Origin of the sequence: Nostoc sp. LEGE 06077, from assembly GCF_015207705.1 — a bacterium.
Lineage (GTDB): Bacteria > Cyanobacteriota > Cyanobacteriia > Cyanobacteriales > Nostocaceae > Nostoc_B.
On record NZ_JADEWI010000089.1, the window covers coordinates 1 to 19,685 of the forward strand.

A 19,685-nucleotide genomic window follows, 5' to 3' on the forward strand; every position below is an offset into this window, starting at 1 on the left:
AGTTTACTTATAGTAAAAGGGGAAAAACTGGGGTCAATCATTAGAAATGGATAATGGCTGAACCTCTTACTGGTCAACGATTTCAATGACTGGTTGCCCCTGGTTGCACGAACCTTCTATTTACGCCTACTCGTAAGTTTCGGCTTGATTAGACGTGGATTTAGTGTGCTGAATGTAGAGACAGAAATTTTTTGTCTCTACATTCTTTATGGAATCAGAATTCAGAACTTAAGAAGGTTTTTTCCCGATAATAGTGCGGTGACGGGGGTCGCTGGCGACTTCAAGTGTGGGTGAAAAGCCTGCTTCCTCCAAGGCTGCTTGAATGTCGAAACTATAATAATCATCGCTCCAAGGTTCTGTACTTTTCATTAAAGTAAACAGGGCAGGCGGGAGATTTTGAATCACAGGCGATCGCGGGTTATTATCTACCAAGGCAATGTAACCACCAGGCCGCAGTAGTCGTTTAGCTTCCGCGAAAATTTCCTTGCTGGCGTAGCTAGGTAATTCGTGACAGACAAACTGGAGTGTCACCAAATCAAAGGAATTATCTGGTAGTCCTGTATTTTCGGCTCTACCATGCACCCACTGTGAAATTTCATTATTCACATCCCTTGCTTTAGCCACAGCCAGCATATATGGCGACAAATCTAAACCAACGGTGCGAATTGGCTGGTCTTGTTTCTCCTGATAGTAACGGTGCAGTGCCATAGTCGATAGACCTATGGAACAGCCAATATCCAGAATTTCCCTCACCTGTAAAGGGCCATAGGCTGCCAATACATCATGAAAAGTCCCTCTCAGTCTGCCATGAGCCGCTTCCCAAGTTAGGTTTTCTTGCGGCCAAACACGCAAAGACATGGCGTAAGTAGCCGACTCTGCTTCAAAAGCCGCTTCCCAGCAAAGATTACCATCAGCATAAGCATGAAATGGCACTTTGTAATATTCTGGATACACAACTTCGGGGTTAGTAACTGCCCCTAGCAATTGTTTGGTCATCAGCCCTTGCAGTGCTTCAGCGTTTTTGCGCCAGGGAATCCCATTTTTTTCGGCTGTAGTGATTAATACTTGCCTAGCTTGGTATTTCATCACATTGTAAACAGGTTTGGTTTGGATCAGCAGATTAACGAACTTGGAGAGTATGCTTTCACCAGCCCAATCAGGTTTGATTTTATTTTTCATCAGTTTGAGGAAATGAAGCGATAATTGCCTATACCTATTTTAAGTTTGATCGCTGTTTTCAAGAGCATCGTTTTTTCTATTCTTACTTCTGACTTACTCTTTAGTTTCGCAATGCAAGGCTCTTGTGCGATTTTACCTCAGTAGACTGACAATGTACTTAATAACTATTTCTATCTAAGAGAGTTTCAAATTCGGCTTGCAAAGAAGTAATATCTGCAAGTCTTGCTACAACTAAATTATTCTGTCCAGCGTCACTTAAGCGTGCTTTCCAATATTGAATACTCTCTGAATGATTCACCCAAAACTGAATTACTGTGTCTACTACTTGATCTACATTCCATCCCCATTTTGCTGGTACAGGTTCGACAGTTTCTATAAACGCATCTAGTGTACATATATGTGTGCCAAGATATTCCACACCTAGATACTGTGGTTTTTGCATACTCTGCTGTTGATGGTTAAAAAACTGTAAAACTGGAGATACTCCAACAATATCAAAAGTGTATTTCATTTAGTTCCTCCAAACAGTTTACTAGTTACAAAGAGATTTGCTTTGTGATGATTATGGCTTCTTGATGTCTAATTTTATCTCTGGAAAACGGTATATTTTTGGTTTATTTCTGAGGGAATAAACTCCCTTATTAATTAGCACTCATCGGCTTAGAGTGCTAATTTTAATCATGTTTAACTGCTGTATTATTAAAGAGTTTCGGGCATCTTTTTTAAAAAGTGAATTGGTTTTAATATTTTTTTAATGTTCTGATTTTAAATCTTGTATTTTCTACCTAATTTGCTGGCAAACTGCTGTATCTCTTAAGTCAGGCGTAATTAAATGCAATACAAAACAGCGCCCGAATAATTTATCAGTCACGGTATAATAATTAACCTATGAGCAATATGTCTAAAGTTTTGGTCAAATCACAGCTTGTTTAACTGAACATTTATTGAAGAAACTGGGCATAAAAGCTGATTCTGATTCGTACAGAATATCTAAAGAGAAGTAAATCTGTCTTGAAATTCCTCAACTAGATACTTTGGCGATTTCTTTGAGTAATAAATCCAGTGAATATCGATCACACCCTGGTATTGAAATGATAATCATTATTATAAATATAGTCATGAGTATTGAAGTTCATGAATCGAAACACAGGTGAGATTTTTGCTCAAAAGCCAAATTTTGCTGACCAAATCAGCCTGATTTCAATTCTTGATGGCTTTTTGGTAAACATCTGCCCCCAAATTCTCTGTGTAATGTCTATCCTGGAATAGTAGGGGAACCACCTTAGCGTAAACTGCCAACAGGTGTTAGATGCTGCAAATAGAACAGATATTACACCACCGTTATCAAATCCAACGGCAACTCGGTAATAATGGCATTCGCCAAACTTGGCTGGCCAAAGATTTACAAGCGGCTGATGGGGAAGAATCATTAGTTGTGGTCAAACTTTTGGCTTTTGGCGGAACTGTCCAGTGGGATGATTTGAAGTTATTTGAGAGAGAAGCGCAAGTTCTCAAACAACTACAACATCCGCGCATTCCGCAATACATTGATTATTTTTGTGTTGATGACCGCACATTGTGGTTTGGCTTAGTCCAAGAATATATTCCTGGTGAATCGCTCAAAGAAAAACTGGCGGTTGGTAAACACTGTACAGAAAAGCAAGCTAGGAAAATCGCTACTGAAGTTTTAAAAATTCTCATATATCTGCATGAATTGAATCCTGGTGTTTTGCATCGGGATATCAAGCCGAGTAATTTAATTTGGGGTGAAGATAATCAGATTTATTTGGTAGATTTTGGTGCAGTTCAAGATAAAGCTGCTAAAGAAGGCGTAACTTTTACTGTAGTGGGAACCTATGGTTATGCGCCAATGGAACAATTTGGTGGTCGGGCTGTTCCTGCATCTGATCTTTATGCGTTGGGAGCATCGTTAATACATTTATTAACTGGTATTCCCCCTGGTGATTTACCTCAACAAGATTTGCGACTACAATTCGCCGATCGCGTGAACGCGAGTTCTAGTTTTGTGCGCTGGTTGCAAAAGATGACTGAACCTGCACCGGAACAGCGGTTTAGTCATGCCCGCCAAGCACTTGATACTTTAAAATCTAATTTGGCTGTCAAACCTGCAAGCAATAAGATTATTAATAATTCTGGATGTGGAATTAATTCTACAGAACCTGTACCAGAAGAAATTTTGGGTTGGAATTGGGGGGCTTTTTTATTGCCTTGGTTTTGGTTGTGGACTAATCAGGTATGGTGTGGTTTGTTTTGTTTTGTACCACAAATTGGTTGGTTTATGGCGATCGCTATGGGTGCGAAAGGCAATGAATGGGCTTGGAAAAGCAGACAATGGCGCAGTATTCAACATTTTAAAGAACATCAACGCGGTTGGGCGATCGCCGGAGTTCTCATTGGCGCACCCATGAGTTTGATTTTGTGGGTTAGTGCATTTCTAGTGCTGAAGTCAATATTTTAAGGGAGTGGAGAGTAGTGCAAAACAATAGATATCTCCAAAAAAGTCAGCAATTACGTGCTAGAAGTGTACCAAATCAGCATTGTCAGGTGTACACAACATAACGTGTAGTTTAGGCAATAACCAAATCCCAATGGTGGGATAAATCAATTGTAGGTAGCCAATCCATAGATATTTTTTTGATGGCGATTACTTCTCTATTTAATCATGTGCGATCGCACTTCCTACTCCAACTATCACTAAAAGCGATCGCACTTTCTTATGTCTGCTGTCACCCAAAGCGAGAACAAATAAATCTAGGTTGGGTAGAACGCAGTCAACGCGAACAAAATCAAGGTTTTTGGACGTTGGGTTTATATCGCAAAACATTATGTTATTCCAAGTCAGCAGATAAGCTTAAATACTCAATTCGTTTATTACTCCATTATTTCCAGTATAGACAAATACCTGTATTTAACTGATTCATCCCGCATTTATGTAACGCCGTATTTTTTCTGGTTTTAATGGTACAATTATACTACTCATGCAGAATTAAATGCTCGTTCCAGTCAGGCGAAGGCGGCCAGTAGTGTTATGACTACTGTGCAACGCCATCGCTTGGCTTTTATGCTAGAAATAACGCACAATAAACAGTTTATAAATGAATTCATCATTACGTTAGCGTAGCGCTAACGTTATTACAAATTACGAATGACGAATTATTAGGAGGATTCAATGAACAGTTGCGTTTTAATGGCAGATATTATTCAAGAGCCGCAATTACGCTACACAGCAGATAACTTAGCAGTCACAGAAATGCTGGTACAGTTTTCTCATTCCCAGCGACCAGAAGATCCACCAGCAACCTTGAAAGTGGTGAGTTGGGGTAATTTAGCTACAGATGTGCAGCAAAACTATCATCAAGGCGATCGCGTAATTATTGAAGGGCGTTTAGGTATGGTAACATTCGAGCGCCGGAACGAAGGTTTTAAAGAAAAACGTGCCGAACTGACAATACAACGCATTCATCCTGTAGGCACAGGTTTTTACACTTCATCAGTTCCAGATACCTACTCGCAACCAGCACCTTCAGCGACAACACCTCCCCCAGCTTATCCCCAAGCGGATGTTTCTAGTTATGAACCGTCACGCCCAAGCGCCGCACCCGCTACTAGTAATGTTGGGGTTGCGCCGCCAGTTAAAAACCCTGAACCAGCATATCAACCCAGCAATTTTGAGCGTACCTACACGCCAGCCACAGAAGAACCAGATCCTGATGATATTCCGTTTTAAACGGGAGTTCGATGAGTGTCGAAAATTTCATCTTGAAACCATATCCCGCCGAGAACTAAAGTTCCAGGCTAATAGCGAAAGTCCACTCAAGTGGACTGGAACAAATTTCTTGTTGAGTCCTCTACAAGAGGACTCGATAGTCTGAGACTCAGGATTGATTCTAAGGCGGGACTGTCGAATTCACGTTCCATAAATCAATGAGAATTAATATTCGTCTACAAACTGAGGATGAACCCAAAGAAATTCGCGGCGTTTGTTCTGCACCTTTTCCAAACCGCCGAAACTAGGGTCTTTTCCTTTTAAAAGGGCGTGTAATTCTCTTAAAATAGAACCTTGGGCGCGGATGGCATCGCCTTCTAAGAAAGAAGATTCGCTCTTAGATTGTCCAGTAAAAATCGGCTCGCTTCCTTTCAAGAAAGACTCGGTAGTTTTTTGTCCCAGATCAAGTTGTTCTTCAATGCCTTTGTATGCGGTGTCATCAAGCATCAACTTAGTTGCGGAAGCGGCGACAGGTAAGACTAAGCCGAGAGTTGTTGTCAAAAGTTTGAGAAAGGGGGCTGCTTTGGTGAACCACTCACGGGGTAACTCTAATTCATAAACACCTTTTGTTGGGTTGTCGGGATTTAAGATGGGGAGTGGTAAACGGGCGTGTTCGCACCAGAGAGTGATTTCAAACTTAGTACTAATCCATTTTGGGCGATCGAAAAACTTTGGATCTACAGGCTTAAAGCTGAACAAGCGTGGGCCATCTTTTGCTTCGTCGGTGAGCATCTGCATGAGTGTTGCAAACTGCTGATCGATTTGGCTGAGAATAGTACGTTGCTCTTGAGATAATTTCTGAAAGCGTTCTTCATCTCGACGATCTAAGATAACTAAATCTCTGCGGATGACTTTTAGCTCTTCTTGCACAATACCTCGAAACTGATCAAGGCCAATTTCTTGAGATGGCGGTGGAGTAGTCGGTGCGTTATTTAAAAGTTGATCAATGTTTTGCCATTCACCACACCCGGAAATCGGACAGGGGAAATCAGGGCGATTTTTCTTTTTGCTCTCAATGAGTTTTTGTACCTCAAATAGTCCGTGTCCAGGTGCATTCATACTGCAAGGTGCAATGCAAGGAACCATCACATTACAACGCAAACCTTCCCAGAAGTTTTCCACTAGCCATTTAATATCTTCTGTGAGATAGGACAGGAACCTTTCAGGATAAGCTGCCCGGACTGTAATTTTGACATCACTGCCAACATACTCCAGCAAAGCCCGACCATTATAGTCATTATCTAGCATTAAGCCCCGTTGCCAGTGAATGCTGTTTTCGTAATTCGTTCGCCCCAGAGAGTATTTGTGCAAGCGGACAATTAACTGATAAAACAAACCTTCTGCCACTTCAAACTGTCCGCGACTGTCCACAATGCGGCAGATTTGCACCTGTTGTCTGTCTCCGGGTTCTGGTTGCGCTCCCCAATTGGGTAAACGGTTTGGGGGTGTATCGGGAACGAGTTGAGCAATCAGGCTGGTATTGCTGGGTTCTGCCGGATTGAAAACCACTTTGTAAGATAAATCAAAGCGTTCCATCAGTCGCAGAAAGATGGGATGGAGTTCTTTCGGGTAGCCTTCCTCGCCTGCAAATGGCGGATTACTCCACAATTCGCTGAGATGGTCAAATTCGACTAAGCCGTTGCGTTTGCGTGTTTTTTCATCATCCAGTACGAAACTGATTGCTTTTGCCAGCCAGTCGGGTTTGAGAATAACGATATCGCGCAGTGTTGAGTCGTAATGGTAATGGATAAAATGCCCCAAAGTATGGGAAATACGAAGAAACAGTTCTGCCTGTTCCTGATCAATGCCGTGTTCAGCACAGATGGCTATGACATCATCATAAGGCAGATAGGGTTTATCGCTTTTTTGCAACGCTTCTCTCGCCTGCTGCCATTTTGCGGGAACAGAACGCCCCATTTCCGGGAGAGATGCGGCAATACGAGCAATAGTATCTTTTAATTCTGCAAGTCCAGAGCAAGACTGAGTTTCCTTGCTAGGTTTGCTGTCTACATGGAAGAAACCAAGCACCGTATCGCTACCGAATTGATTTAAAATTTCCTGTCTGTCAATATCTGGTTGTCGCTGTCCGGGGCCGCCGTGAGTAGCGACTACTAACACCTTTGCTTCTGGTTCTCGATTCTTTATTAGCGTAATCCATTCTTTAACAAAGCCCTGCTGGGGGCCTTCTCGTGGTTTCCACACTACCAGATACACTGCTGGCGCACTGAAAAACAACTGGTGTGTCGGTCGATAAACTCGTTGACCGCCAAAATCCCAACCATTCAACGTGATGTCTAAGTCACTGTCGGGTTCGGTAACGATTACAGGCTTAATCTCAATTCCGTGAGTTGTGGGGCGACCGTCTACCCATTCATCACCTCGCAACGCTCCCAACAGGCAACTCTTACCAACTTCACCCTCACCAATTAGGATCAGCTTGGCTTCGTTTAAAGTTACCTGATCTGCTGCCTTTGCCCGTAGGTATTGCAAGACAGCTTGTGTACCTTGCTCGTAAACAGCAGCAAGATCAAGGTCAAGAGGATTGTTGTTGAGTTGAAGTTTTTCAAGATGTTCAAGTTTTGCCAACCCTACAGGTAAATCTACGATGCTGTTAGATTCAAGACTGAGTGTTTTTAGTTGCGTAAGCCGACATATCGAATCTGGTAGCAAACTCAATTTGTTGGAACTGCTCCCCCCCCAACTAAATCTCCATCTACCGGTCTTTTCCTCTGAGCCTAAATACAGGTGACGAAGTTCTAGCAAATTACCAATCGATTCTGGCAAATGAACTAAATTATTATTAGCTAGACCAAGCGTATGTAATCGCGTGAGTTTGCCAAGCCAGCTTGGTAGTGATTTTAGTGAATTACCAGAAAGGCCAAGCGTTTGCAAATGAGTAAGAGAAACTAGTAATTCCGGTAACGATGTTAGTTGATTCCCCGCAAGACCAAGCGTTTGTAATTGAGTGAGATGAACTAGCCATTTTGGCAATGATGTCAATCTATTATTGGAAACGTAAAGTTCCTGTATCTGGGTAAGTGAGTTTAAACACTCCGGTAATGAAGTTATTTTGTTATCTGTAAGATCCAGCAATCGCAATTTGGTAAGGGATGCGATCGCCTTTGGTAGTTCTGTCAGTTGGTTCCAAGAGAGGTTAAGTTTTTGCAACTGTCTCAGAGATGCGATCGCCTCTGGCAATTCCGTCAGTTTGTTTTTGGAAAGGTTAAGTTCTTGCAACTGGGTAAGATTTGCGATCGCCTCTGGTAGTTCCGTTAGTTGATTGTGTGAGAGATCAAGTGTTTGCAACTGAGTAAGATTTGCGATCGCCTCTGGTAGTTCCGTTAGTTGATTGTGTGAGAGATCAAGTGTTTGCAACTGAGTAAGATTTGCGATCGCCTCTGGTAGTTGAGTCAGTTGGTTTCCAAAGAGGTTAAGTGTTTGTAACTGAGTTAGAGATGCGATCGCCTCTGGTAGTTGAGTCAGTTGGTTTCCAAAGAGGTTAAGTGTTTGTAACTGAGTTAGAGATGAGATCGCCTCTGGTAGTTGAGTCAGTTGGTTTCTGGAGAGGTTAAGCGTTTGTAACTGAGTTACGGATGCGATCTCCTCTGGTAATTCAGTAAGTCCCATACCACTGAGATCGAGTTCTACAGCACCTTTTCGCCGTGCTTGTTCAATACGCTGCTCTGCTTCCCTGTAAGCCTCATCTCTCTCCATGACCAAATCCTTTGCCTAACTACCAAACTCGGAGTCATAGCCAGAATAATTCTCTGTAAAAGAATATACAGGCACTTTTATCAGAAAACCTCAGCCTAACATTCCCAAAAATGGCAAGCAACGCCAAGAGCAAAAAATACTGCCAAAACCATCTCTGGAATGCGTTCCTTGCTGTGAGAAAGCGTATTTATGTTAAGCCTTCAGGCTTATTTGTGACCTCAAGCTAAAATTAGCAAAAACGAAGATTGCCAGCATAGTATCTAAACAACTGCTAAAATCCAAATAATTTTCTGTGAAATCCATAAAAAACTCCTATGAGAGAAACAGTCCTAGAGGTTCGCAATCTCCAAGTTGAATTTTCCGGTGATGACAACAGTCTCAAAGCTGTAGATGGAATTTCGTTTGAACTACATCGGGGAGAAACTCTAGGAATTGTAGGAGAATCGGGAAGCGGAAAATCTGTAACCTCACTTGCAATCATGGGTTTGTTACAAACTCCTGGTAGGGTGAGTGGTGGGGAAATCTGGTTTCGTCAGCAGCCAGAAGCCAAGCCAATTAATTTAGTCGAGTTACCGCCGGAACAAATGCAGCTACACCGTGGCGGCGACTTGGCGATGATTTTTCAAGAACCAATGAGTTCGCTGAATCCAGTTTATACTATTGGTTTTCAGCTAACTGAAGCGATTATGCGCCATCAAAATGTTTCGATAACTGAAGCAAAACAAATTGCGATCGCTGGTTTACAAGAAGTTAAACTTCTGCCTAATGATGAACAAATTAAACAACAATATATTGAAACTTGGCCGCAGACTAACCCCAATTCACCCACACCAGATGATTACAAACTGGCACAGTTAATCAAACAGCATAAAGAAGCCATCTTAGAACGTTACCCCCACCAACTTTCTGGCGGACAGTTGCAACGGGTGATGATTGCAATGGCAATTTCTTGTAATCCCTTGCTGTTAATTGCGGATGAACCAACTACAGCCTTAGATGTGACGGTACAAGCCACAATTATTGATCTGTTGCGAGAATTGCAGCAAAGCCGTGAGATGGCGTTGATTTTTATCACCCATGATTTGGGATTAATCTCAGAAATTGCCGATAAAGTTGCAGTGATGTACAAAGGTAAAATTGTTGAGTATGGTGCCGCAATAGATATTTTTAGTAACCCGCAACATCCATATACTAAGGGATTAGTAGCTTGTCGCCCCACACTAAATCATCGTCCCCACAAATTGCTAACTGTTGCAGATTATATGAGTGTGGAGGAAACAGCCAACGGAGATTTATTAATTCAGGCGAAAGAACCGCTACAGCCAATAGAAATCTCTCCAGAAGAAATTAGTAGCCGATTGGCAAATCTGCAAGAAAAGCCAGCTTTATTGCAAATTCGTAATTTGAAAGTTGGGTTCCCAGTGCGGGGCGTGTTTGGTGGGACAAAACGGTACAGTATAGCAGTAAATGACGTTTCTTTTGATGTCAAACCAGGGGAAACTTTAGGGTTAGTAGGTGAATCTGGTTGTGGTAAAACTACTCTCGGTCGGACTTTACTGCGGTTAATTGAACCAATAAGTGGTGATATTATTTTCGATGGGCAGAATATCACCAAGTTAAAAGGTGAAGCTTTGCAGAAACTCCGGCGCGAAATGCAAATTGTCTTTCAAAACCCCTTTAGCGCCCTTGACCCCCGAATGAAAGTTGGCGATGCAATTATGGAACCGTTGTTAATTCACTCTGTGGGTAAAACGGTTAAACAACGGCGAGACAGAGTTGCAGAACTTTTAGAACGGGTGGGTTTGAGTGCAGATGCGATTAACCGTTATCCGCATCAGTTTTCCGGTGGTCAGCGTCAAAGGATTTGTATAGCCCGTTCTTTGGCTTTAAATCCCAGATTTATTATTTGTGATGAATCGGTATCAGCCTTAGATGTATCGGTACAGGCGCAAGTATTGAATTTGTTGAAAGAATTGCAAGATGAATTTCAACTCACTTATATCTTTATTTCTCACGATTTGAGTGTAGTGAAATTTATGAGCGATCGCATTTTAGTCATGAATCGTGGTCAAATTGTCGAACAAGGTACAGCTGAAAGCATTTACCGTGAACCGAAACAAGCATACACGCAAAAATTAATTGCTTCGATTCCTACCGGTAGCCCAGAACGGATACGTAGTCGGCAAGTGCGAACTATGTAATAGACATCTGGTGACAATTAATTCTACGTTGCCCGAAATCCTTAGTAGGAGGAATTTCCATGTAATTTTTTACATTCTGCATGAGGAATGTACGTGGCGTGCATTGTCACATGAATTACCACCTTGGCAAACCGTTTATAACTATTTTCGTCACTGGCAACGTCTGGGAGTGTGGCAAAGAATTCACACACAATTGCGACACCAAGTTCGTGAAAGCATGAATAAAAAAGAAGAGCCAACTGCTGCCATCATTGATAGTCAATCAGTGAAGACGGCGGAAAAAAAGGAGCCAGTATGTTGGGCAACTCTGCCGACTTGAAGCAACTGGCGTGGGAAGTATATGGCTATGATGGTGAAAAACAAGTCAAGGGACGTAAACGCTTTATCCTCGTTGATACTTTGGGACTAGTATTGGCAGTTATTGTTACAGAAGCAAACTTTCCAGAACGTTTAGGTGGTGCAGCAGTTGTGATGAAAGCCGCAGAGGTTACTGTTGATTTAGTTGTAATTTGGGTAGATCAAGGCTTGAGCGGTGAGAACTTTGAGCGCATGATTCAGCAATTATGTAACGCCAAAGTTGATGTGATTTGTCGTACTCAACCGGGATTTCAAGTATTGCCTAAGCGATGGATTGTCGAACGTACATTTGCCTGGTGGAACCAATACCGTCGTCTTAGCAAGGATTATGAACTTTTACCAGAAATGAGCGAATCTATGATTTACACAGTCATGATTCGTTTAATGTTGAAACGACTAGTGAAGTCTTCTTCTATTACTTCATAATCATTTACAAACAGACTCTAAGAGAAATAGAATCAAGGTTTATTAGTAGCTAAAATATAAACAGGGACTCTTTTATATGCAGGTGTGCCGCTTTGAGGATCAATCTTTGCTTTGAACAGAACGTTAGCTTCCGGATAAAACATAAAAGCTACACCTTCAAGAATTGCCCCGCAAATAATTTCAATATTATCTAATTGTCCTTGATTTCCTTTAACTGTTACTCGCTGATGTTCTTGAAATTCTGCTTTTTTTACATCCAGAGGGTTCATTAAAATACAGTGACGATGGGGCATTCCTCGATATTTATCTTCACTACGATAAACTACAGTATTATGTTGCCCATAACTTCTTCCTGTCCCTAAAATTAGGAGAATTCCTGGCTGACTTTCTCTAATACCAAACTCTGATTTAGGTGGTATTGATAGTTGCGGTAAAGGTGTAACGAACATCTGTGCTTTACCATCAGATGTAGGAAATTTTGGCTCATCTAAAATCCGCCCTTCAATGATAAACTCCTGTTTTGTTTGGTCTATTGTGCCAATTTTTTGATAGCCAGGGATGGTTTTAGCAATTAATTCTCTTACATAAACTGGATTTTGCAGCTTCCGCCAATTTATAGGGATTTCACCATGTAATCTCTGGGCAATTTCTGTAATTAGCTCTATTTCAGGAATTAAATCAGTAGTATTAAGGGATTGTAAATGACTTTTACCTTCATCATTTAACCGCACAAAATTATTACCTGATTCAGTTGTTGTTTTATAAGGATTTTCAAAGCGATTCAATACAGGTAATATTAAAGTTTGCTGTTTCGCTAATCCGTGAAAATGTCCTAAGTTCGGTTTAGTAGCCACATAAAAAATGGTTTCTATTTGTGATAATGCCTGTTTGGCTTGTTGCAAGTCTGGGTTGGCTGCATACAAATTTCCCCCTAAACAAAATAGTGTATCTATCTTTCCTACTTCTGCTGCTGTTATTAAATTACGAGTATGATACCCAGGCGTTTCATCTAGGGGTTTTCCTAATAGTTGAGATAGTGCTTGTTTGATTTCTGAGCGCAGGTTTACTGTGACACCCATTGAACCAAATCCTTGCACATTAGAATGCCCCCGAATGGGCATTGTCCCTGAACCAACTTTACCTGCGTTGCCTGTAATTAAGGCTGTATTTGCAATACTCAAAACATTATCTACACCGTTATCATGTTGAGTTATTCCCATTGCCCAGGCAAAAACTACACGCTCTGATGTCCCAATTTGATAAGCTGTTGCTGTAATTTCTTCTTGAGATACACCACATATATTAGTTATCTTATTCCAAGATATATTTTTAGCATAATCTACAATTTTTTCCCAATCTTTTGTATAACATTTAAGATATTCTAGTTTCAGCAATTTCTGTTCAATTAGAGATTTTTGTAATCCTACAAATAATGCAACATCACTCCCAGGAATCGGTTGTAAATATAAGGAAGATATATCTGAACCACCTGTAAGTAAAGATTTGATGGGAAATGCTGGAGACGCAAATTTAACTAACCCTACTTCAATTTGAGGATTAATAATGATTACTTTCCCACCTCTTTCACGCAACTTGATCAATTCGTTCATCAGTCGCGGATGATTGGCAGGTGCGTTAGACCCAATTAACACAACACAATCGCTATGTTTGAGGTTTTCTAAGCTGACCATTGATGTGCCTGAGCCAAAAACTTTTTTTAATCCTACTGTTGATGGTGCGTGACACAAATCTGAACAGTCTGCTAGATTGTTACTACCTAGTGAGCGCATTAATAGCTGTAGTAAATATGCGGCTTCATTAGAGGAACGTCCAGAACTATAACTAGCAATTCTTGCTGGTGGTACTTTAAAGGCTTGTGTAGCAATCTGGTAAACTTCTTCCCAGCTAATACGTTGATAATAGTTTGAACCTGCTTTGAGAATCACAGGATAACTTAATCTACCTAAGCGATCGCATTCTTGCGAACTCAGTTGTTGTAATTCATTAATATGATTTTCTTGAAAAAAATCTGGTTTAATTCCTGGTTGTAATTCCGCAGCGATCGCCTCTACACTTTTAGCACAGCGTTGTAAGTACTCTCCCGCTTCATTCACAAATCCGCCTTTTTGACCACCCGTACCCCAAGCACAAGATAAACAGGCACTTTTATGATTGAGAGTTTGCCATAATTTTAAACCTTGTGCTGAGAGAGTTTCTTCTATCCAATACTGAATTACAGGTAAACCACCCCCAGCCGAGGAACTAGACTTGCCTTGAGGTAAATTATCCATACTTAGCTAAATTTCAACTCACTTAACTAAATATTATTGCTAAAAACTAAATTGGGTATCTTTGGCTGACTACAGAACTCGCTACTCCATATTTTGGAAGACTTTGCCCCTACCGAGTCAAAGGTTCCGTCGCCCATCATACCAGAGGTTGATAGGTGGAGAATTGAGGCAAACATTTTATGACTGAACAAAGTGAATCCTTATTTTTGGTGTGATTGTTGTTGTTGCACATATTGTTTTAACTGTGATCCCACCACAACTAGCGACGAAGTAAGAACCTGTCCACAACACATGATATACACTTAAACTTAATGCAGCATTCCAAATAAAAGAATGTCACAAATTGGCGATCGCCAGAAAATATTGCTCATTGGAGTTACAGGTGGCACAGGTGGCAACGTTATTAAGGGATTTCTCGAACAAGAAGTTACCAACCTCCGCGCCATTACTAGGAAAATAGACCTCAACCGACCATCTCTAGCCAAGATGAATGATGCTGGAATAGAACTGGTAGAGGCCAATCTTGATGATGAAAATTCTCTCATACCAGCCTTTGCTGGAATTTCTGCTGTTTACTGCCACGCCACCTCCCAAGATTCAGCCAAACCTAGCCCGTTAGAAGTTGAAAGGGCAAAAAGAGTTGCACAAGCAGCCAAACAAGCTAACGTTCAGCATTTTGTCTATAACTCCGCAGGTGGGGCTGACAGAAATTCGGGAATTATTCATATTGAGCAAAAATATCAAGTAGAGCAAATTCTCAAACAAGCAGGTTTACCAACTACCATGTTGCGTGCTTGCTTATTCATGGAAGAATTTTGGAAAAAGTATACGCGCCCTTCCATCCTTAAAGGCAGCTTCCTGTTTGCAATTCAGCCTGACAGACCTTTACATCTCATTACTACCAAAGATATGGGTCGTATTGCTGCCTATGTCATCAAACATCCAGCCCAGTACATCGGTAAAGAAATTGAGTTAGCAGGAGATGTACTTACACCCAAACAAATGGCTGAGGCGTTCTCAAAAGCGCAGGGGAAAAAAGTTGTTTATAAACAAACATCGCCTTGGATTTTCTTGCTGTTATTTCAAAGAGAATTATTTGCTTTGATTCAGTGGTATCGCAAAAAAGGATATCAGGCAGATGTAGCGCACTTACGTCAAGAATTTTCGGGACTTTTGACGACATTTAGTGAATTTCTGGAGGAAACTAACTGGGCAAATCCAGGATTGACTTACGAAAACCTTTAATGGCATTTGAACGACAATATGAGTAACCCTCTTTCCCATCCCGAAGATCCAGGCTTCCATTCATCTATTCAGGAGAACCTAAAACAGCTTTCTACTCAGTTGGGATCTCCTTTGGACGAATTATCAGTCATGGAAATATACCAGAATGCGTCCGATTTACTGAGCCACGTTTCTCCATCACCTCTTACTCTTGCCCGCGTTGCAGGAACATTACTAGTTTACCGAGTCAATGACACAGAACTGGAAGAATCTCAGTGGTTCAGCACCCAAGTGAAACAGTGTCTAGACGAAGAAGAAGTTGAGGAGTTGATTGAATCCATACATCGCACGGATGCTTTATAAGCCACTCCGCGCAATGGAATTGCACGGTTTTAGGCAACACTTATAGCTTTTCGCCCGTGATGGCTATCTGGGTGAACTACCTACACTGATTTTTCGAGTACAGTGTAAACTTCCTGTCCAACAGAAAGCGTAGTAGCAGATTTCTTGCGTCCTCTATTACCCTCTAAAATTATTCACAAAAAACTCGGCACTTTGTAATGAATGTCAAGTGCATAGTCATAGAGTTCTATGCTGAATGATTGGCAAACAAACAGTAAACTGAGTTTTACTTGGTTTAGATGCCAGCATGATTGTTCCTTGATGGCGAATTTCGACAATTCGTCGCACCACTTCTAAGCCTAATCCTGAGCCTTTGCCAACGGGCTTTGTCGTAAAAAATGGTTCAAAAATTCGTGATTGGATTTCTGGTGGGATACCTGATCCTGAATCTATAATTTGCACTTCAATGCGATCGCTGTGGAGGAGCGTAATAATTTCAAGCACGCCTTTATTTTCCATTGCATCAATCGCATTATCAATTAAATTTGTCCATACCTGATTTAATTCACTTCCATAAGCCCAGATTTTCGGAATTAACGGAGCATAGGAACGGTGGATTTCTACGCCGTGCTTCAGTTTGTAGGAGAATAATCGTAGTGTATCCTCTAGCCCTTGATGTATATCAACTAGTTGTCGAGCGCCCTGATCTAAATGGGAATAAGACTTCATCGACTGCACTAATTCAGCAATGCGTTCTGCACCATGCAAACCACTGGCTATCATTGACATGACTTCAAACGAAAGTGCCAACCAACGCAGCCCAATGTCACGCATTTGAGTTAATTCATCCCGCCATTGAGTTGTTAATTCTTCGAGAGTTTCAATTTTGATACCGCTTTCAGCCAGCGGTTGAGCCAATTTCCAGGCATCCTTCACGCCATAATCTTCCAACCAATTCAGTATTTGGTCTTCGCGCTCATTTAAACTCATCAGATCAATCCGTTTGTGGAGAATTGCCTCATACCCTTTATCTCGTGCTTTAAGCCATTCTTGAGTATGTGCTTCATCAATTTGGTGTTGTCCAACGACTAAATTCATGTGTTGCAATTCTATTATTGCTGGGGTGATATCTTGTAAAGCACGAACCAATGCGGCGGCGGGATTATTTAGTTCGTGTGCCAGTCCTGCTGCTAGGGTACCCAAAGCTGCCATTTTTTCCCGGTTGCGGATAAAAGACTCTAATCCACGCGATCGCTTTGCCACACTTTGAAAAATCATCTGCTCAAAGGTGCGACACTCATGGAGCAATGTCAGGAAATCGTCACCTGATAGTTCATAAAAATGACAGTCTGTGATGGCTCTGGCAGTCACAGGGGCAGGTTCGCCAGTTAAGACTGGAATTTCACCAAAAAAGCTAGGAGCTTCATGCTGTCCAATCGGTATTTCCAGTCCCTCACTTCGTCGGGTTAACCCCATACGACCACACAATAGAATAAAAAATCCCTGCGGGGGGTCGCCTTCCTTTACCAATACCTCATCAATATTTAAGTCAATCGTTTTGGCGCGCTCACAGATCCAGTCGAGGCGGTTTCTTGGCAAGGCTTTAAACAATTCCAGAGTCAGCAGTTCTTCAAGACAAAGCATAATTTCCTCGTCTGCTGGGATATTATAATAACGCTTTTCCTTATCAAAGCCGACTGACGTACATCTGAAACTCAGTCTTTAGATAGAATCGCTTTTTTAATATCTAGCTTTAGGCTGAGAGCGCAGCTGGTTAAATTTTGGAGAGCAAGCGCGTGGTAAAACCAGTCATTCTCACTGTTGATGACGATCTCGATGTGCTGCAAGCGATCGCGCGAGACCTACGAAAAGAATATGGCGATCGCTTTCGGATTATGCGAGCCGACTCCGGTGCGACTGCATTAGATATCTTAAAACAACTGAAGATTCGCAATGAAACTGTTGCCACATTTGTTGTCGATCAACGAATGCCACTTATGAGTGGGGTGGAATTTTTGGAACAGGCGATAGTTCTGTTTCCTAATGCCAAACGGGTGTTGCTGACTGCTTACGCAGATACTGATGCGGCTATTCGTGCCATTAATAACGCTAAACTCGATTATTATCTGCTTAAACCTTGGAACCCGCCAGAAGAACGTCTGTATCCGGTGCTGGATGATTTGATTGATGATTGGTTAGCAGATTATAGTCCACCGTTTGAAGGTATTCGGGTAGTGGGAAACCGTTGGTCGCCACATTCGCACCAAGTAAAAGATTTTTTGGCACGCAATCAAATTCCTTATCAATGGATGGATGTAGAGTTGGAAAAAGAAGCAAATCAACTATTGACTTATACTAAACCCGATGGTGTGCAAAGCTTACCATTAGTATTATTTCCAGACGGCTATACGCTTATACAACCAACAAATCTGCAAATTGCTGAACATATTGGATTGCGAACTCAAGCAGAACGTCCATTTTATGATTTGGCAATTGTTGGGGGCGGCCCGGCTGGACTGGCGGCGGCTGTTTATGGTGCATCCGAAGGACTCAGCACCGTGATGATTGAAAAAGAAGCACCAGGTGGACAAGCAGGCTCAAGTTCTCGCATCGAAAATTATCTGGGCTTTCCTATAGGATTAAGTGGTGCAGATTTAGCGCGTCGGGCAGTAACGCAGGCAAAACGCTTTGGGGTCGAAATTTTGACCCCGCAAACAGTCATCGGGGTTCGGATTCAAGACCCCTATCGGGTGATTTTACTGGCAGATGGTAGTGAGATCAGTTGTCATGCACTGTTGATTGCGACAGGGGTATCGTACCGCAAGCTGAATATTCCAGGTGAGGAGCATCTGTGTGGTGCTGGTGTTTATTATGGTGCGGCAATGACCGAAGCAATTGCCTGTCAAGGTGAAGAAGTATTTGTGATTGGCGGTGCGAACTCGGCTGGACAGGCGGCGATGCACTTCGCCAAGTATGCCCACTCGGTGACAATGTTAGTACGTGCTGATTCGCTTGCCAAAAGTATGTCGCAATACCTGATTGACCAAATAAAAGCCACACAGAACATTACTGTCCGCACTCAAACTAAAGTCGTAGAAATAAAGGGGGAACAAAATTTAGAAGCTGTCGTACTAATAAATGACCAAACAGGAGCAATTGAAACTGTACCAGCAAAGTCACTGTTTATTTTCATTGGCGCTCGTCCCCAAACTGACTGGCTAGATGGCATCGTCGAACGCGATGAGAATGGCTTTATTCTGGCAGGTGCTGATTTGATGCAAGACAAGCGTCGTCCCAAAGGGTGGACATTGGAGCGCGATCCTTTTCTATTAGAAACTAGTGTGCCTGGTATTTTTGTCGCAGGTGATGTGCGCTATGCCTCAGTAAAACGAGTGGCATCTGGTGTTGGAGAAGGCAGCGTGTGCGTGCAGTTTATACATCGCTACCTGAGTAAAGTATGACGCTTAAATTAATCGCATCATGCAAAACCCCAGGCGAAACAGTTACAACTACAGGGTAGTCTTCGCTTACAGTAATATACGCCAAATTTTCTGCATCTGTCTTGCCACCATGCTTCTGAGCAATAATGTAATCGATTTCATGCGGGAATAACGCTACTTTGGTTGGCAGCAAGCAATACTCACATTTGTGATTAGCCCATTCTTCTACTAAGCGAGGCAGCGCAAAAATTCTCTCTTGACTTGGCTAAATGAAATTGTACTTAGTCGCTTTGAACACAGAATTTCAAGTGTAGATGTCTTAACAATAATGTTATGGGGAAACTTAGTTATACAGCTACAATGTCGTTGCTAATGACCCGGAAAATGATGAGCTTACGTTTAGCTTGGGTCGCCATCCAGCCGGAATGACAATCGATATAACGGCACGATTCACTGGACTGCTCAAGCAGACCAAATTATCTCTCAAACCGTTGAAGTGCTAGTTACAGATAGCCAGGGCGATACTGCAACCCAGACATTCACCATTGAGGTGAGCGAAACTGCTATTAACTACGCTCCCAACATTGTCTCTACACTAGACCTCTTGCAAAAGTCCCATGAGCGTGGGAAAAGTAGCTGAGAGCTTTCTTGACATCTATGAGCTACGAAAAGGTAAAGAACCTCAAACCAGAAGAATTCAAACGGCTGTGTGGTGTGCATCCGG

Annotated in this window: 15 protein-coding genes and 1 pseudogene; 10 read left to right on the forward strand and 6 right to left on the reverse strand. The window is 42.0% G+C overall.

Annotated features, from left to right (window positions below; genetic code table 11):
• Positions 1 to 228: 228 nt before the first annotated feature.
• Positions 229 to 1,179, reverse strand: a complete 951-nt coding sequence (locus IQ244_RS30590) for a class I SAM-dependent methyltransferase (RefSeq protein WP_193900441.1) — start codon at positions 1,177 to 1,179, stop codon at positions 229 to 231.
• 157 nt (positions 1,180 to 1,336) lie between these two features.
• On the reverse strand, positions 1,337 to 1,690 hold the full coding sequence (locus IQ244_RS30595) for a hypothetical protein (protein ID WP_193900442.1): 354 nt from the start codon (positions 1,688 to 1,690) through the stop codon (positions 1,337 to 1,339).
• A 623-nt stretch (positions 1,691 to 2,313) separates the two neighbouring features.
• Here IQ244_RS30595 and IQ244_RS33120 point away from each other — a divergent pair.
• From IQ244_RS33120 to IQ244_RS30610, 4 genes and pseudogenes are all read left to right on the forward strand, one after another.
• Entirely contained in the window at positions 2,314 to 2,448 is a 135-nt protein-coding gene (locus tag IQ244_RS33120; protein WP_265578965.1) for a hypothetical protein, read from the forward strand.
• Between the two features lie 40 nt (positions 2,449 to 2,488).
• Positions 2,489 to 3,658 (forward strand): serine/threonine protein kinase, encoded by a 1,170-nt coding sequence (locus IQ244_RS30600; RefSeq protein WP_193900443.1) that lies wholly within the window; start codon positions 2,489 to 2,491, stop codon positions 3,656 to 3,658.
• 350 nt (positions 3,659 to 4,008) lie between these two features.
• Positions 4,009 to 4,116: pseudogene (locus IQ244_RS32790) on the forward strand (IS1 family transposase); the annotation flags it as partial.
• Positions 4,117 to 4,369: 253 nt separating this feature from the next.
• Positions 4,370 to 4,927 (forward strand): single-stranded DNA-binding protein, encoded by a 558-nt coding sequence (locus tag IQ244_RS30610; protein ID WP_193900445.1) that lies wholly within the window; start codon positions 4,370 to 4,372, stop codon positions 4,925 to 4,927.
• Positions 4,928 to 5,131: 204 nt separating this feature from the next.
• On the opposite strand, the gene IQ244_RS30615 is transcribed toward IQ244_RS30610, so the two are convergent.
• Positions 5,132 to 8,680: a leucine-rich repeat domain-containing protein gene (locus IQ244_RS30615; RefSeq protein WP_193900446.1), complete on the reverse strand. Its 3,549-nt coding sequence runs from the start codon at positions 8,678 to 8,680 to the stop codon at positions 5,132 to 5,134.
• Positions 8,681 to 8,994: 314 nt separating this feature from the next.
• Between IQ244_RS30615 and IQ244_RS30620 the strand changes: the two genes are divergently transcribed.
• From IQ244_RS30620 to IQ244_RS30630, 3 genes are read left to right on the forward strand one after another with little or no spacing between them, the layout of a single operon-like run.
• Positions 8,995 to 10,881 carry an ABC transporter ATP-binding protein gene (locus tag IQ244_RS30620; RefSeq protein ID WP_193900447.1) on the forward strand — a complete coding sequence of 629 codons (1,887 nt, stop codon included), beginning with the start codon at positions 8,995 to 8,997 and terminating at the stop codon, positions 10,879 to 10,881.
• Between the two features lie 10 nt (positions 10,882 to 10,891).
• On the forward strand, positions 10,892 to 11,200 hold the full coding sequence (locus IQ244_RS30625; protein WP_193900448.1) for a transposase: 309 nt from the start codon (positions 10,892 to 10,894) through the stop codon (positions 11,198 to 11,200).
• Positions 11,176 to 11,664, forward strand: coding sequence for a transposase (locus tag IQ244_RS30630; protein ID WP_193900449.1), 489 nt, complete (start codon positions 11,176 to 11,178; stop codon positions 11,662 to 11,664). Before IQ244_RS30625 ends, IQ244_RS30630 begins: the two co-directional genes overlap by 25 nt.
• A 32-nt stretch (positions 11,665 to 11,696) precedes the next feature.
• Here IQ244_RS30630 and IQ244_RS30635 read toward each other — a convergent pair whose 3' ends face one another.
• Complete coding sequence (locus IQ244_RS30635; protein ID WP_193900450.1) at positions 11,697 to 13,955, reverse strand: FdhF/YdeP family oxidoreductase; 2,259 nt, start codon at positions 13,953 to 13,955, stop codon at positions 11,697 to 11,699.
• A 333-nt stretch (positions 13,956 to 14,288) separates the two neighbouring features.
• On the opposite strand from IQ244_RS30635, the gene IQ244_RS30640 reads away from it, so the two are divergent.
• Positions 14,289 to 15,200 (forward strand): NmrA/HSCARG family protein, encoded by a 912-nt coding sequence (locus IQ244_RS30640; protein ID WP_193900451.1) that lies wholly within the window; start codon positions 14,289 to 14,291, stop codon positions 15,198 to 15,200.
• 18 nt (positions 15,201 to 15,218) lie between these two features.
• On the forward strand, positions 15,219 to 15,542 hold the full coding sequence (locus IQ244_RS30645; RefSeq protein WP_193900452.1) for a hypothetical protein: 324 nt from the start codon (positions 15,219 to 15,221) through the stop codon (positions 15,540 to 15,542).
• A 216-nt stretch (positions 15,543 to 15,758) separates the two neighbouring features.
• Here IQ244_RS30645 and IQ244_RS30650 read toward each other — a convergent pair whose 3' ends face one another.
• Positions 15,759 to 17,165, reverse strand: coding sequence for an ATP-binding protein (locus IQ244_RS30650; RefSeq protein ID WP_193900453.1), 1,407 nt, complete (start codon positions 17,163 to 17,165; stop codon positions 15,759 to 15,761).
• 152 nt (positions 17,166 to 17,317) lie between these two features.
• Here IQ244_RS30650 and IQ244_RS30655 point away from each other — a divergent pair, with 152 nt between their 5' ends.
• A complete protein-coding gene (locus IQ244_RS30655; RefSeq protein ID WP_193900454.1) occupies positions 17,318 to 18,982 on the forward strand; it encodes an FAD-dependent oxidoreductase in 1,665 nt (554 codons plus the stop codon).
• On the opposite strand, the gene IQ244_RS33290 is transcribed toward IQ244_RS30655, so the two are convergent.
• A complete protein-coding gene (locus IQ244_RS33290) occupies positions 18,954 to 19,154 on the reverse strand; it encodes a hypothetical protein (RefSeq protein WP_322746136.1) in 201 nt (66 codons plus the stop codon). The genes IQ244_RS30655 and IQ244_RS33290 overlap by 29 nt on opposite strands.
• Positions 19,155 to 19,685 lie beyond the last annotated feature (531 nt).

Bases quoted from the DNA above. Each gene is read 5' to 3' on its own strand.
- IQ244_RS33120 (WP_265578965.1), top strand. From the start codon at position 2,314: ATGAATCGAAACACAGGTGAGATTTTTGCTCAAAAGCCAAATTTTGCT.
- IQ244_RS30620 (WP_193900447.1), top strand. From the start codon at position 8,995: ATGAGAGAAACAGTCCTAGAGGTTCGCAATCTCCAAGTTGAATTTTCC.
- IQ244_RS30645 (WP_193900452.1), top strand. From the start codon at position 15,219: ATGAGTAACCCTCTTTCCCATCCCGAAGATCCAGGCTTCCATTCATCT.
- IQ244_RS30610 (WP_193900445.1), top strand. From the start codon at position 4,370: ATGAACAGTTGCGTTTTAATGGCAGATATTATTCAAGAGCCGCAATTA.
- IQ244_RS30640 (WP_193900451.1), top strand. From the start codon at position 14,289: ATGTCACAAATTGGCGATCGCCAGAAAATATTGCTCATTGGAGTTACA.
- IQ244_RS30635 (WP_193900450.1), bottom strand. From the start codon at position 13,955: ATGGATAATTTACCTCAAGGCAAGTCTAGTTCCTCGGCTGGGGGTGGT.
- IQ244_RS30590 (WP_193900441.1), bottom strand. From the start codon at position 1,179: ATGAAAAATAAAATCAAACCTGATTGGGCTGGTGAAAGCATACTCTCC.
- IQ244_RS30600 (WP_193900443.1), top strand. From the start codon at position 2,489: ATGCTGCAAATAGAACAGATATTACACCACCGTTATCAAATCCAACGG.
- IQ244_RS30630 (WP_193900449.1), top strand. From the start codon at position 11,176: ATGTTGGGCAACTCTGCCGACTTGAAGCAACTGGCGTGGGAAGTATAT.
- IQ244_RS30615 (WP_193900446.1), bottom strand. From the start codon at position 8,680: ATGGAGAGAGATGAGGCTTACAGGGAAGCAGAGCAGCGTATTGAACAA.
- IQ244_RS30650 (WP_193900453.1), bottom strand. From the start codon at position 17,165: ATGCTTTGTCTTGAAGAACTGCTGACTCTGGAATTGTTTAAAGCCTTG.
- IQ244_RS30595 (WP_193900442.1), bottom strand. From the start codon at position 1,690: ATGAAATACACTTTTGATATTGTTGGAGTATCTCCAGTTTTACAGTTT.